General features: G+C 69.1%; 11 protein-coding genes. 7 read left to right on the top strand and 4 right to left on the bottom strand.

Translation table 11 applies throughout. The features are described 5' to 3' along the window. Positions 1 to 82: 82 nt before the first annotated feature. From NP80_RS06310 to NP80_RS06280, 7 genes are all read left to right on the top strand, one after another. Entirely contained in the window at positions 83 to 1,381 is a 1,299-nt protein-coding gene (locus tag NP80_RS06310; RefSeq protein WP_045593243.1) for an ABC transporter substrate-binding protein, read from the top strand. 122 nt (positions 1,382 to 1,503) lie between these two features. Continuing rightward, positions 1,504 to 2,373 carry a branched-chain amino acid ABC transporter permease gene (locus tag NP80_RS06305; RefSeq protein ID WP_045593240.1) on the top strand — a complete coding sequence of 290 codons (870 nt, stop codon included), beginning with the start codon at positions 1,504 to 1,506 and terminating at the stop codon, positions 2,371 to 2,373. After that, positions 2,370 to 4,934, top strand: a complete 2,565-nt coding sequence (locus NP80_RS06300; RefSeq protein WP_006412044.1) for a branched-chain amino acid ABC transporter ATP-binding protein/permease — start codon at positions 2,370 to 2,372, stop codon at positions 4,932 to 4,934. Before NP80_RS06305 ends, NP80_RS06300 begins: the two co-directional genes overlap by 4 nt. After that, on the top strand, positions 4,931 to 5,773 hold the full coding sequence (locus NP80_RS06295) for a shikimate dehydrogenase family protein (protein ID WP_006403974.1): 843 nt from the start codon (positions 4,931 to 4,933) through the stop codon (positions 5,771 to 5,773). Before NP80_RS06300 ends, NP80_RS06295 begins: the two co-directional genes overlap by 4 nt. Before the next feature lie 129 nt (positions 5,774 to 5,902). Then, positions 5,903 to 7,123 (top strand): porin, encoded by a 1,221-nt coding sequence (locus NP80_RS06290; protein WP_006412041.1) that lies wholly within the window; start codon positions 5,903 to 5,905, stop codon positions 7,121 to 7,123. A gap of 227 nt (positions 7,124 to 7,350) precedes the next feature. Beyond that, on the top strand, positions 7,351 to 9,165 hold the full coding sequence (locus tag NP80_RS06285) for an FAD-binding protein (RefSeq protein WP_006412051.1): 1,815 nt from the start codon (positions 7,351 to 7,353) through the stop codon (positions 9,163 to 9,165). A gap of 64 nt (positions 9,166 to 9,229) precedes the next feature. Then, positions 9,230 to 10,060 (top strand): aldo/keto reductase, encoded by an 831-nt coding sequence (locus NP80_RS06280; protein WP_006412056.1) that lies wholly within the window; start codon positions 9,230 to 9,232, stop codon positions 10,058 to 10,060. Positions 10,061 to 10,094: 34 nt separating this feature from the next. Here the strand turns inward: NP80_RS06280 and NP80_RS06275 are convergent, their stop codons facing one another. From NP80_RS06275 to NP80_RS06260, 4 genes are all read right to left on the bottom strand, one after another. Continuing rightward, complete coding sequence (locus NP80_RS06275; RefSeq protein ID WP_035948438.1) at positions 10,095 to 11,471, bottom strand: MFS transporter; 1,377 nt, start codon at positions 11,469 to 11,471, stop codon at positions 10,095 to 10,097. A 100-nt stretch (positions 11,472 to 11,571) separates the two neighbouring features. Beyond that, positions 11,572 to 12,339 (bottom strand): SDR family NAD(P)-dependent oxidoreductase, encoded by a 768-nt coding sequence (locus tag NP80_RS06270; protein ID WP_006412050.1) that lies wholly within the window; start codon positions 12,337 to 12,339, stop codon positions 11,572 to 11,574. Positions 12,340 to 12,371: 32 nt separating this feature from the next. Beyond that, positions 12,372 to 12,713: an NIPSNAP family protein gene (locus tag NP80_RS06265; RefSeq protein ID WP_006403980.1), complete on the bottom strand. Its 342-nt coding sequence runs from the start codon at positions 12,711 to 12,713 to the stop codon at positions 12,372 to 12,374. A gap of 14 nt (positions 12,714 to 12,727) precedes the next feature. Next, positions 12,728 to 14,488, bottom strand: a complete 1,761-nt coding sequence (locus NP80_RS06260; protein WP_045593514.1) for an FAD-dependent oxidoreductase — start codon at positions 14,486 to 14,488, stop codon at positions 12,728 to 12,730. Positions 14,489 to 14,492 lie beyond the last annotated feature (4 nt).

The following is a 14,492-nucleotide window of genomic DNA, read 5'->3' as shown; positions in this document are numbered from 1 at the left end:
TTGAACTAGAGTTCACCAAAAAATTGCCGCGCGCCGCGATGGCGCGGCGTCGACCCATCACCGGGAACAGGAGCGCAGACAGATGACGGACCAGCACCAGCAGGACGACACCCTTTCCAGCCATCGGCGCGACGCATCCGACAGCCCGGCGCCGTCGCGACGCGCGTGGCTCGTGACCGCGGGCAAGGCGCTCGCGGGCGGCGCGGCGGCGCTCGCCGCGCCCGCGATCGTGCGCGCCCAAGGCGAGCAGCCGCTGAGGCTCGGACTGCTGATGGCCAAGCAGGGCGTATGGACCGAACAGGGCGAAGTGATCGCCAACGGCGTCAAGCTCGCGCTCGACGACGCAGGCAACCACGCGCGCGGCCGCCGCATCGATCTCGTGTGGTACGACGAACCCAATCCGCAGTCGGCGCAGCAGAACATGCAGAAGCTCGTCGAGCAGGACAAGGCGATCGCGGTGATCGGCGGCACCAACAGCGGCACGTCGCTGGCGATGTCGTCGGTCGCGTGGCGCACCAAAACGCCGTATATCGCGCCGAACGCCGCCGCGCGCGAGCTGACCGGCAGCAGTTGCAACCCGTATACGTTCCGCGTGCTAAGCCCGACGCCCGTCACCTGCCGCGCGCTCGCGCCGTCGCTGTTCGCGATCGGCAGGAAATGGCACTTCCTGGTCGCGAACTACGCGTACGGACAGGACATCCAGCGTTCGATGTCCGAGCTGCTGAAGCAGTCCGGCGGCACGATGACCGGCGCCGACGTCACGCCGCTGAACACGACCGATTTCAGCTCGTTCATCCTGAAGATCCGCCAGTCGAAGCCCGACGTCGTGCTGCTCGGGCTGCCGGGCGGCGACCTGTCGACGTTCCTGAAGCAATACGCGGAAATGGGCATGAAAGGCCGCATTCCGGTCGCGTGCCCGATCATCGGCGATTCGGATCTGTGGTCGATCAGCGTCGATGCGGCCACCGGCTACTACGGCAAGCCGTGGCACTTCAGCTCGCCCGGCCATTCGCCGGACGAAGTCGCGTTCGTCAAGCGCTACACGGCGAAGTACGGCAAGCCGCCCGCTGACAAGGCATGGATCGGCTGGTTCACGACGCGCGCGCTGCTGCAGGCGATCAACCAGGCGAAAAGCACGTCCGGCGCGGACATCGTGCAGAGCCTCGAGACCGTGCAGCTCGTCGACGGCAGCGGCCCCGCGCACTTCCGTCCATGGGATCACCAGCTGCTGCGGCGCTGGACCGTGTTCAAGGTGAAGGACCGGATCGCCGACAAATGGGACTGGCTCGACCCGATCTCCGTCGTGCCGCAGAACCCTGCCGAACTCGACCGCCTGTACGGCACGCGGCAGGAGATTGGCTGCACGATGGCCGCGCGCTGACGGCGCGCCGCCGCCTCGCCGGCGCATGCGCCGGCAAACCTCGAGCGGATCCCGCGCACGCTGCCCGCCCCGCGCCCAAACGGCGCGGCGCTGGCCCGGCGGGTCGCACACTGGAGATGGGCATGGCAGAAATGGTGTTGTCCCAGGTTGCCAACGGACTGGTGCTGGGATTCCTTTACGTGCTGCTCGCGATCGGGCTGTCGATCATCTGCGGGCTGCTGGGCATCGTGAATTTCGCGCATGGCGCGCTGTTCGCGCTCGGCGCGTATTTCGCGATCGCGCTATCGACGCAGTTCGGCTGGGCGGCCGTCGTGCTCGCGCCGCTGCTCGTCGCCGCGGTCGGCGTGCTGATCGAGGTGGTCTTCATCCGGCGGCTGTACGGCAAGGAGCCGCTGCTCAGCCTGATCGTCACGTTCGCGCTGTCGCTGCTGATTACCGCGCTGACGCGACTCGTGTGGGGCGCGGGCGGCCTGCCGTTCGGCCCGCCCGACGCGCTCGGCGGCCTGCTCGTCTACGGGCCGCTGCTGATCACGAAATACCGGCTGTTCGTGCTCGGCGCGACGGTCGCGATCCTCGTCGCGCTGTGGTGGTTCATGAACTACACGCCGTACGGGCGGATCCTGCGCGCGGGCAGTCGCGATCCGGAGATGGTCGGCCTGCTCGGCATCAACCTGCCGCGCGTGCTGACCGGCGCGTTCGCGCTCGGCGCGCTGCTCGCGGGCGCCGCCGGCGTGCTGGCCGCGCCGCTGCTCACGGTCACGCCGGGCATGGCGACCGCCGCGGTGATGCCCGCGTTCGTGATCGTCACGATCGGCGGCCTCGGCTCGTTCGCGGGCGCCGTGGTCGCGGGCCTGCTGGTCGGCATCGTGACCGCGCTGGCCGTGCAGTTCTTTCCCGAAGGCTCATCGGTCGCGATGTACGTGCTGATGGCCGTCGTCCTGCTGGTACGCCCTCGCGGGCTGTTTGGCGAACGCTGGGAGCGCTTCGAATGAAACTCGGCCATCTGACCTGGCACCCGGTCGCGGTGCTCACCCTCTCGCTGGTCGCCGTGTCGCTCGCGCTCACCGCGACCGGCACACCGCTCGAACGCGCGACGCAGATCGCGATCTACACGCTGTACGGGATGGGCGTGAACCTGCTCGTCGCCTACACGGGGCTGGTGCCGTTCGGCGCATCGGTGTTCTTCGGCACGACCACCTATCTGGTCGCCGTGTCGCTGCTGCACGTGCTTGGCAACGAAGTGCTCGCGCTCGCGGCCAGCGTGATCGTGACGACCGTGCTGGCCGCGCTGATCGGCGCGATCGTGTTGCGCCGGCGCGGGCTGTACTTCTCGCTGCTCACGCTCGCCTGCTCGCAGATCGCGTTCGAGATCGCGTTCAAGTGGACCGACGTGACCGGCGGCGAAAACGGCCTGCAGAACGTGCCGCGCCCGACCTTCCCGACGGCCGCCGCCTTCCACGTGTTCGCGTGCGTGACGGTGATCGCCGTCGCCTGGCTGCTGTGGCGCATCGTGCATGCGCCGTTCGGGCGCGCGCTGCAGGCGTTGCGCGACAACGAGCAGCGCGCGGCGAGCCTCGGCTACGACACCTACCGGCTCAAGTTGCGCGCCTTCGTGATCTCGGCGGCCGTGATCGGCTATGCGGGCGGCCTGCTGTGCCTGATGCTGCAGGGCGCGTATGCGAACAACCTGAGCTGGGAACACGCGGGCGACAGCCTGCTGATGACCGTGCTCGGCGGCGTCCACCAGTTTCTCGGGCCGCTGTGGGGTGCGATCGCGTTCATCCTGCTCGAGGACAAGCTGAGCAGCCTCACCGAGCACTGGTGGCTGATCTTCGCGCCGATCGTCATCGCGTTCGCGTTCTTCTCGCCCGAAGGCATCCACGGCATCGTGCAGCGCGTGCTGCGGCGGTCGCGCTGGACACTCGTGCGCGACACGATTCCCGCGCGTCCCGACGTCATCGCACCGTATCGCGCAAGCCGCATCGACTCCGATCCCGCTACGCCGGTGCTGAGCGTGCGCGGCCTGTCGAAGCGTTTCGGCTCGCTGGTGACCGCCGACCGGATCGACCTCGACGTCCATCCGTACCGGCTGCACAGCTTCATCGGCCCGAACGGCGCGGGCAAGACCACCTTCTTCAACATGCTGACCGGCGTGCTGTCTCCGAGCGCCGGCACGATCACGTTCGACGGCCGCGACGTGACGAAGCTCGCGATGTTCCGGCGCGTGCGGCTCGGCATGAGCCGCTCGTTCCAGATCCTCAGCGTGTTCCGCAACCTCACCGCGTTCGAGAACGTGCGTGTCGCCGTGCAGGCCGCGCAGCACGATCGCCTCGGCCTGTGGCGCGACGCGCACAAGCTCGACGAACAGAATGCGCAGACCTGGTCGCTGCTCGCGGCAGTCGGCCTCGTCGAGCGCGCGGCGCACGCGTGCGAAAGCCTGTCGCACGGCGAGCAGCGCCTGCTCGAAATCGCGCTGTCGCTCGCGACGCGCGCGCGCCTACTGCTGCTCGACGAGCCGCTCGCCGGTCTCGCCGAAGCCGATCGCGCGCGCGTCGCCGCGATCATTCGCGAGCTCGCGAACCATCATGCGGTGCTGCTGATCGAGCACGACATCGACCGCGTGCTGACCATCTCGGATCGCGTCAGCGTGCTGCATCGCGGCCGTCTGATCGCGGACGGCTCCCCCGCCGAGGTTGCGCGCCATCCGGAAGTGATCGAAGCGTACCTCGGTCATGCGAAAGGCGAACGGCCGGTCGATGCGCGGCTCGCCGCGCGCGACGACGAAGCTCGCGCGCACGACGGTGCGGCGGCAGCCGCGCGCCGGCCGCTGCTCCGTCTCGAAAACGTAAAGGCGGGCTACACCGGCAACACGATCCTCGACGGCATCGACATCACGCTGCACGAAGGCGAAGTGATCGCGATCCTCGGACGCAACGGCGTCGGCAAGACGACGACGCTGCGCGCCGCGACCGGCGTCGCCGACGTCACGGCCGGGCGCATCACGTTCGACGGCCACGACATCACCGGCCGCCCCGCGCACGAGATCAACCGCCTCGGCCTCGCGATGGTGCCCGAGGGCCGCAGGCTGTTCCCGAACCTCACCGTCGCGGAAAACCTGCGGCTCGCCGCGCGCAAGGGCGGCGCGAGCGTCGACGAGATGTTCGCGCTGTTCCCGCGCCTCGCGACCCGCAAGGACGCGCGCGCCGAACACCTGTCGGGCGGCGAGCGGCAGATGGTGGCGATCGCGCGCGCGTTGATGGCGCCCGCGAAGGCGATCCTGCTCGACGAGCCGTTCGAAGGGCTCGCGCCCGCCGTCGTGCAGGAAGTGCTCGACGCGGTCGTGAAGCTGCGCGAGCGCGCGAGCGTGGTGATCGTCGAGCACCAGGCCGACATGGTGCTGCCGATCGCCGACCGCGCGTACGTGCTCGTCAACGGCCGCGTCGCCCACGAAAGCAGCGCGGCCGCGCTCGAACAGGACGCGGCCACGCAGGCAAGACTGCTCGGCATTGTGCATGACGATGCCGGTTCAACCCTGGAGATGAAAACAGCATGACTTCCCCTCTGACCGCGCCCGTTCCCGTTTCGCTCGACGAAGGCCTGAGCGGCGCGACGCGCATCCACTTCATCGTCGGCGACCCGATCGCGCAGGTGCGCTCGCCGAACGGCGTGACGGCCGCGCTGCGCGAGGCCGGCCGCGATGCGCTCGTGGTCCCCGCGCATGTCGCGCCGGACCATCTCGCGGCGTTCTTCGCGGGCGTGTCGCCAATGCGCAATGTCGACGGCGTGATCGTCACCGTGCCGCACAAGTTCAGCGCCGCCGCATTCTGCACGAGCCTATCTGACGAAGCTGCGTTCCTCGGCGCGGTGAACACGCTGCGCCGCACGGCTGACGGCGGCTGGCACGGCGGCATGTTCGACGGCATCGGCTTCGTCGCCGCGCTCGCCGACGCCGGCTGCGACCTGCGCGGGAAGCGCGCGCTGCTGGTCGGCGCGGGGGGCGCCGGCTCGGCGATCGGCCACGCGCTGGTGACGGCGGGCGCCGCGTCTGTCGACGTGCGCGACAACGACGCCGTGCGCGCCGGCGCACTCGTCGGACGGCTCGCCGCACTGCAGCGCGGCGCGGTGTGCATCGCCACTGAGGACGTCGCGCCCGAGGCGTTCGACGTGATCGTCAATGCGTCGCCGATGGGTATGCGCGCGGACGATCCACTGCCTATCGACGTGTCGCGCGTGCCGGCCACCACGTTCGTCGGCGACGTCGTCACGAAGCCGCCATTGACGCCCTTCATCGAAGCGGCGCGCGCACGCGGCTGCCGCACCGTCACCGGCACACAGATGTTCGCGCGCGTGTGCGACCGCATGGTCGCGTTCCTGACGGAGCCCTCCGCATGAACGCGCGCGCGATCTGCGCGCGCATGAGCCCGCCCGGACACCGCGCGCGCCGCTGACCCGCTTCCGCTGTACGACGGCGGCGCGCCGCGCCGCCGCCCCCGTATCGCCACAACAATCAGGAGACACCCGATGAAACATCGTCGTACCGCCCGCCGCGCGCTCGCGGCCGGCGCCGCACTGCTCGCCGCCTCGCCTGCGTTCGCGCAGTCGAGCATCACGCTCTATGGCGTCGTCGACAACGGCATCGCCTACCAGAGCAGCCAGACGACGCTCGGCTCCACCGCCGGCGGCCATGCGTCGGTCAAGATGGCGACCGGCGTGTGGGCCGGCAGCCGCTTCGGCGTCAAGGGCTCGGAAGATCTCGGCGCCGGCACGAAGGCCGTGTTCGTGCTCGAGTCGGGCCTCAACTCCGCGAATGGTGCGCAGCAGTACACCGACGCGATGTTCGGCCGCCAGGCGTGGGTCGGCTTCACGAACCCCGCGTATGGGTCGCTGACGTTCGGCCGCCAGTACGCGTCCTACTACCAGCTCCTTTCTCCGTACAGTCCGACCAATTGGCTGACCGGCTTCTTCGGCGCGCATCCGGGCGACATCGACGGGCTCGATACGATCTATCGCGCGAACAATACGATCGAATACACGTCGCCGAAACTCTACGGCTTCACGTTCGGCGGCTCGTATTCGCTCGGCGGCATCGCGGGCAGCATGAACGCCGGTTCGACCTGGACCACCGCGATCCAGTACGCGAACGGCCCGCTCGGGATGGCGGTCGGCTTCTCGCGGATCAACAACTCGACACCCGGCGGCGGCGCGTTCGGCGCGAATTCGACGACCTCGAACAACGGCGCGCAGGCGGGCGTGTCCGCGCTCACGAACGGCTATCAGACGGCGCAGGCGCAACAGCGCTTCGCGGTCGGTGCGAGCTACGCGTTCAACAATGCATGGGACGTGTCGGCGACCTATTCGAACGTGCAGTACATCCCGGGCGCCGGCTCGAAGTTCGCGCAGACGGCGATCTTCAATACCGGCGGTATCGTGCTGCACTGGAAGCCGGGCACCGCCTGGGATCTCGGCGCGGGCTACAGCTTCACGCGCGCGACCAAGGCCAACGGCATTACGAGCGCCGCGCAGTATCAGCAGTTCAACCTGTCGCAGTACTACGCGTTGTCGAAGCGCACCGGACTCTATGCGCTCGAGGCGTACCAGCGCGCGAACGGCACCACACTCGGCACGAACGGCAGCGGCCAGATCATCGCCGCGACCGCGACGCTCGGCGACGGCTTCAACGCGGCGCCGTCGTCGACGCGCAGCCAGTTCGCGGCCGGCGTCGGCATCGTGCACCGGTTCTGAACGGCGGCGCCGGCGTCGTTCGACGCTTTGACGCTTCAACGCCCGCGCATGCGGGCGTCTCCGTTTGGTCCCGCGACGGAACGCAGGTGGCCCGCTCAATTGCACACTTTTTTAGAACACTATTCCACTTTCATATTAATTGGAATAACATTCCACAATCATCAAGACATCGTCCGCCACGCGTCGAATCGGCATGCGCGGCGGCACGGAACGAAGGAGACGTGGACATGGGTGCGGTCGTCGAACAGCGCTGGGACGAAGAAGTGGATCTGCTGGTATTCGGCGCGGGCGCAGCGGGCATGACTGCCGCGCTGGTCGCGGATCACGAGGGGCTGGCCGTCCTCGTGTGCGAAAAGACCGCTGCCGTGGGCGGCATCACGGCCACGTCGGGCGGCACGACGTGGGTGCCGGGCACGCGCCTGAGCGTCGAGGCGGGCGTACCCGACAGCGTCGAGGATGCGCGGCGCTTTCTGCAGTCGGTAGTCGGCGCGCGCGGCGGCGACGACGCGCGTGAAGCCTTCCTGCAAAGCGGCCCGGCCGCCATCGACGAACTGGCGCGCATCAGCGACGTGAAATTCATCGCCGCCGCCGCGCATCCCGATTACGTGAACGGGCCCGGCGCCGCCTACGGCGGCCGTGCGCTCGTGCCCGCGCCGTTCGACGCACGCGTGCTCGGCCGCGCCTTCGCGCGTGTGCGGCCGCCGCGCAAGGAATTCATGGGGCTCGGCGGGATGATGGTCGCGCGCAACGACCTGAACGCGCTGCTCGCGCCGTTCGCGTCGGCAGCGAACTTCAGGCGCACGCTCGCCGTTGTCGGCCGCTATGCGCTCGACCGATTGCGCTTTGCGCGCGGCACTCAACTCGTGATGGGCAACGCGCTGGCCGCACGGCTTTACTACAGCCTGCTCAAGCGGCGTGTCGACGTGCGCTTCGACACGCCGCTGCTCGAACTCGTGCGCGAGAATGGCCGCGTCGTCGGCGCGATCGTCGCGACGCCGGACGGTGGCCGCAGGCGGATCGGCGCGCGGCGCGGCGTGGTGCTCGCGACCGGCGGCATCACGCGTCATCCTGCGCTGCGCCGGCAGTTGTTCCCGGCCGCCGCGCAGCCGCTGTCGCTGTCGCCGGACACCCATACCGGCGACGGCGTCGATCGCGCGCAACGCGTCGGCGCACGTGTCGAGGACGGCGGCGACAGCCCCGGACTGTGGATGCCGTGCTCGATCCGCCGTGCATCGGCCACCGACTCCGGCGGCGACAGCGTATGGCCGCATATCATCCTCGATCGCGCGAAGCCCGGCCTGATCGCGGTCAACCGTCGCGGCGAACGCTTCGTCAACGAGTCGAACTCGTACCACGACTTCGTGATGGGGATGTTGCACGACGACGGCAACGGGCCAAGCGTGCCGGCCCACCTGATCGTCGACGACGCGTTCATCCACACGTACGGCCTCGGCCTGCTGATGCCTGCACGCAGCGCGACCCGCATCGCCGAGTTCGAACGCGCCGGCTACCTGGTGAAAGGCGCGACGCTGGCCGAGCTAGCCGCGAAGCTGCAGGTGGACGCCGCCGGTCTCGCGCGTACCGTCGAGACTTACAACCGTGACGCCGCGGACGGCAAGGACCCCGCGTTCCGGCGCGGCAGCAGCCCGATGAGCCGCTTCAACGGCGACCCGGCGCAACAGCCGAATCCGTGCATCCGGCCGATTGGCGCCGGACCGTATTACGCAGTGACCGTATGGCCCGCCGATCTCGCGTGCAGCGCGGGCCTGAGCGGCACCGCGAACGGCGAGGTGCTCGATGACGCCGGGCGCGTGATCCCCGGCCTGTTCGCATGCGGCAACGATCTCGCGTCGATCTTCCGCGGCACCTATCCTGGCCCCGGCACGACGCTCGGGCCGGCCATCGTCTTCGGCTGGCGCATCGCGAAGTTCGCTGCGCATGGAGAGGTGGCGGCGGGCGATCCTGCGGCAAGCGGTTCTACGGCAGGCGACGCATCGTCCGCGGCGCCGCACCGGCCCGTGTGCGCCGACGCACATGACTGACGAACCGGCGCGCACGGCCTGCCATAATGCGATGGCCGCCCCCATCATCGAGGAGGAACCGCAGATGCAACGCATCGTCAACCGCCATTCGCTGAACCTGCCGAAACTGGGCCTCGGCACCTGGCCGATGCTCGGCGACACGTGCACGCGCGCCGTCGCAAGCGCGCTCGAATCGGGCTATCGGCATGTCGACACCGCCGCCGCATACGACAACGAAGCGGCAGTCGGCAATGCGATCGCCGCCTCGGCCGTCCCGCGCGAGCAGATCCACGTGACGAGCAAGGTCTGGTGGGACCAGCTGAGCCCCGGGCGCATGCGGCAATCGTTCGACAACACGTTGCGCGCGCTGCGCACCGACTACGTCGACCTGTTCCTGATCCACTGGCCGGCACCCGACTGGAATCTCGCGGAAACGATCGACACGCTCGTGTCGTTCAGGGAACAGGGCCGCGCCCGTGCGATCGGGGTCGCGAACTTTCCGCTCGCGCTGCTGCACGAGGTCGTCGACGTGATGCAGGCGCCGCTGGCCGCGATGCAGGTCGAATATCACGTGCTGCTCGGCCAGACCCGGCTGCTGCAGTTTGCCGAACAGCACGACATGGCGCTGATCGCGTACAGCCCGCTCGCGCGCAACCGCGTGTCGACGATCCCGGAACTGCAGCGGATCGCCGACAAGCATCGCGTGCTGCCGACGCAGGTCGCGCTCAAATGGCTGCTCGACCAGCCGAATGTGGCCGCGGTGCCAAAGGCGGCCGGGAAGGACAACCAGCTCGCCAATCTCGCGTCGCTCGACGTCGAACTGGACGACCACGATCGTGCAATGATTGCCGGGCTGCCGAAGGATCAGCGGCTCGTGAGCCCGGCGTTCGCGCCGCAGTGGGATCCTGCGGGGTAACGCCGCCGCGCGTGTCGATCGCGGCAACAGCCGCTCAGTGCTGCTGCACCGCCGACCCCGCCGCGCGATCGTGTTCCGCACCATTCGCCCGGCGGCCGCCGATCATGTACAGTGCGCCGGCCGCCGCGAGCGCCGGCACCGCGAGCAGGCTGAACACGTCGCCGAAGCGCCAGCCGAGCCCCATCAGCATTGCGCCGACGAACGCGCCGACCACACCGCCGATCCGGCCGATACCGAGCATCCACGCGACGCCGGTCGCGCGGCAGCGCGTCGGATAGAGACTGGCCGCATACGCGGACATCGACGTCACCGCACTCGTCACCACGGTGCCGCACAGGAAGATCAGCGTGCCGAGCGATGCGGCGTGCCCGATCGTGCGGCTCACCACGAGCACCAGCGCGCCGGCCACGACATACGCGCAGACGATCGTCCGGTTCGGATTGAAGCGGTCCATCAGCCAGCCGGCGCACAGATTGCCGAGCACGCCGCCGAGCGGAAACAGCGACGTCATCAGCGCGCCGTGCTCGGTGTCGAAGCCCGCATCGCGAAACAGCGTCGGCATCCAGTTGGTGAGCAGGTAATAGATCAGCAGTCCCATGAAATAGGCGGCCCACAGCAGCAGCGTGCGCGTGCGGAACCGGCCCGACAGCACCTGCGCGAGCGCGGATGCACCGCCGCCCGTCTCCGCGCGCGCTTCGGCGGCGACGAACGTACAGCCGTCGAAAAGCGCGCGCGGCGCGATCCGCGCGAGGATCCGCGCGATGCGCTCATGCGTGCCCTGTCGCACGGCGAGATACTGCGCGGACTCCGGCAGCAGCATTGCCAGCGCGATGGCGAGCACGATCGGACCGATCCCGCCGGCGCTCAGCACGCTCTGCCAGCCGAAGTGCGGAATCAGCCATGCCGACGTGATGCCGCCGACCGCGAGCCCGCACGAGAACCCGCAGAACATCGCATTGACCGCGACGCCGCGAATCCGCGCCGGTGCATATTCCGACATCAGCGTGACCGCGTTCGGCATCGCCGCGCCGAGGCCCAGGCCGGTCAGGAAGCGAAACGCCGTCAGCATGCCGATCGATTGCGCATGCGCCGACACGAGACTCCACGCGCCGAAGCATGCCACCGACAGCACCAGCACGGTCTTGCGACCGAGCCGGTCGGCACACGGGCCGGCAGCGAGCGCGCCGATGCCGAGCCCGGCCAGCGCCGCGCTCATCACCGGGCCGAGCGCGCTGCGCGCAATGCCCCAGTCCTGGACCAGCGCCGGCGCAATGAAGCCGATCGCGGCGGTGTCATAGCCGTCGGCGGCCACCACCAGAAAGCACAGGATCAGGATCAGCCACTGGCAAGGGGAAAAACGCTCGGCGTCGATGAACGACTGCACGTCGAGCGTACGCTGGGAAGTTGTCATCGTCTGTCTCCTATGATCCGTGCGCAGCGCGTCTGCGTCGCTTGCGCACGGGGGTCTCCGTATTTCGTTATCGGTCGCGCGTCGGCATCGACGGTGACGCTCAGTCCGGTGCTGCCTGTGCAGCGCCGTATGCATGCCAGCCGCCGTCGACGTTCAGCACGGTGCCGGTGATGTAACTCGCCGCATCCGATGCGAGGAACGCGATCGCGCGTGCGATCTCGTCCGGCTCGGCCAGCCGCCCGAGCGGCGTGCGGCGTTCGATCGCCGCGCGGTTCAACTGCCCGTTGCGCGCCAGCGTATCGACCAGTTCGGTCGCCACGTAGCCGGGTGCGACCGCGTTGACGCGCACGCCTGCGCGCGCCCACTCGCATGCCATCGAGCGCGTCAGCGACGCGATCGCGGCCTTCGCGGCGCCGTACGCGTTGCGCATCGGAATCCCGCTCTGGCCGGCAATCGAGCCGAGATTGACGATCGTGCCGGACCGTCGCGCGAGCATCACGCGCGCCGCCTCGCGGCTCGCGAGAAACGTGCCGCGCACATGCACGGCCAGCAGCCGGTCGAAGGCCGTCGCCGATTGCTCGAGCGTCGGCGCGTTCTGCTCGCCGATTCCCGCATTGTTGACCAGCACGTCGATCCGGCCGAAGCGCTCGGCGACGGTGCGCATCAACGCAACCACGTGGTCCTCGCTGGCCACGTCGACGCGCACGCCGACGTGGCCGCCGCCAAGTTCCGCTGCCCGTTGCGCCGCGCGCTCGCCGTCCAGGTCGGCGATCGCGACACGATAGCCGTCGTCGGCGAGCCGCGTTGCGCAGGCCCAGCCGATACCGTCGGCGCCGCCCGTGACGATCGCCACACGCAGGTTGCTCATGTCGTCTCCTGTTTTTGTCGATCGCGCCGTGGTCAGCGCGTCAGATAGGCGAGGCTCGGGAAATCGACGCGGCGGACGATGCGGCTTTCCTGCGCGACGATCAGATGGCCGGATGCCTGCAGATAGGCGGGCCATTCCGGGTCGGCGTCGCGCGCGGTGCGGCGCGCGTCGTAGTCGGCGATGCTGTCGTAGCCCCACAGGTGGACCACCTGGTTCAGCGCGCCGATGTCGCTCATGTAGAAGCCGACCGGCGGGCCGAGATACTTGACCTGGATCGGCATCGCGAGCCGGTCGAAGATCTCGAGGAATTCCGCCATCCCGCGCGGGCGGATCGTGTAGATGCGATGGTCGACGAAGGCTTTCGAGTCAGACATGGTGAACTCCGGAGTCAGGCCGTCGCGCGCGCGGCGGCGGGCAATTCGGCGGCGGCGGGCGTCGGGTCGGCGATGCCGGCGATGTGGCGGGCGGTCAGGTAGCCGAACGTCATGATCGGCCCTAGCGTGATGCCCGCACCGGGATAGTTGCCGCCCATGATGCTGGCGCGGTCGTTGCCGACCGCGTAGAGGCCGGCGATCGGCCGGTCGTCGGCCGCCAGCACCTGTCCGGGCACGTTGGTGCGAATCCCGTCGAATGTGCCGAGATCGCCCATCAGCACCTTCAGCGCGTAGTACGGGCCGTCGCCGAGCGGCGCCACGCACGGGTTCGGACGATGGTCCGGATCGCCGAGATAGCGGTTGAACGACGTCGTGCCGCGGCCGAACGCCGGGTCCTCGCCGCGCGCGGCCGCTTCGTTGTAACGGCGCACGGTGGCCGCGAGATTCGCGGCATCGATGCCGGCCCGCTGCGCGAGTTCGGCGAGCGTGTTGCCCTTGACCAGATAGCCGTTGCGCAGCAGCGGCCCGAGCGGCACCGGCGCGGGCTTCGCAAAGCCGAGCCCGTACTTGCGGATCGTCGCGTGATCGCAGACGAGCCACATCGCCGTCTCGGCGTCGTCGCGACACGCGTCGATCATCGCGGCGCCGACGTCGTGGTAGGAATTCGATTCGTTGGTGAAACGCGTGCCGCGCCGCGTGACGCCGATCACGCCCGGCTTGTAGCGGTCGAGCAGATGCGGAAACACGCCGAAGCGCCCGTCGCCGAGCGGCACGCGCGACACCGGCATCCATGCGGCCGGCTGCGGATAGCGAATCTCGACGCGGCCGCCAGCGCGCTCGGCCAGCTTCGCGCCGTCGCCGGTATTGCCGGCTGGCACCGGCGACACGTGCTCGCCGCCGCGCGCGACATGCGGATACGCGCGGGCAATGCGCTCGACGTCGTGCGAGAAGCCGCCGCATGCGAGCACGACCGCCCGCCGCGCAACGACGTGGGTCGGCACGCCGTCGACATCGACCGTCGCGCCGACGATCCGACCGTCGCGCATCGCGAGCTCGCGCGCAGCGGCGTTCGTGAGGATCGGGATGCCGAGGTCCAGCGCCGATTTGGCGAGCCGTGCGGCGAGGGCATTGCCGCTCGTGACCTGCACGCCGCGGCGATACAGCGCGAGATCCTTTAGATGCGACGCGAGCCGCTTCGTCACGTACCACGCCGACTTCAGCGAGCGTGTCGCATTGAAGAAATGCCGGAGATCCGCGTTCGACGAATTGAACATCATGCCGATGAACGTGATGGTCTTCAGCGGCGGGCGCAGGCGCTCGAGATCGCGCCCCAGCCCGCGTGCATCGAACGGCGCGGCAACCACCGAGCGACCGATGTCGACGCCGCCCGGCAGGTTCGGGTGATAGTCGGGATAAAGCGTCGGGACGAATTTCACGTCGGTTTCGCGCTCGAAGAAGTCGAGCATCGCCGGGCCGTGTTCGAGAAAGGCCTCGATCGCGTCGTCGTCGTAGAACGTGCCCGCTTCGCCACGCAGATAGGTACGCGCGGCCTCGCGCGTGTCGCGCACGCCGTTCGCCAACGCATGGCGATTGCCGGGAATCCACAGCACGCCGCCGGAAAATGCCGTCGTGCCGCCGAAGCACGCTTCCTTCTCGACGACGATGACGTCGAGTCCCGCCTTGCGCGCGGTAATCGCGGTGGACAGGCCGCCTGCTCCCGATCCGATCACAAGCAGGTCGCAGGTGAGCTGGGTGGAGCGCTGCTGATCGCTCATCGTG

The organism is Burkholderia multivorans ATCC BAA-247 (assembly GCF_000959525.1).
Taxonomy (GTDB): Bacteria; Pseudomonadota; Gammaproteobacteria; order Burkholderiales; family Burkholderiaceae; genus Burkholderia; species Burkholderia multivorans.
This window is presented reverse-complemented; position numbering and strand designations above follow the sequence as displayed.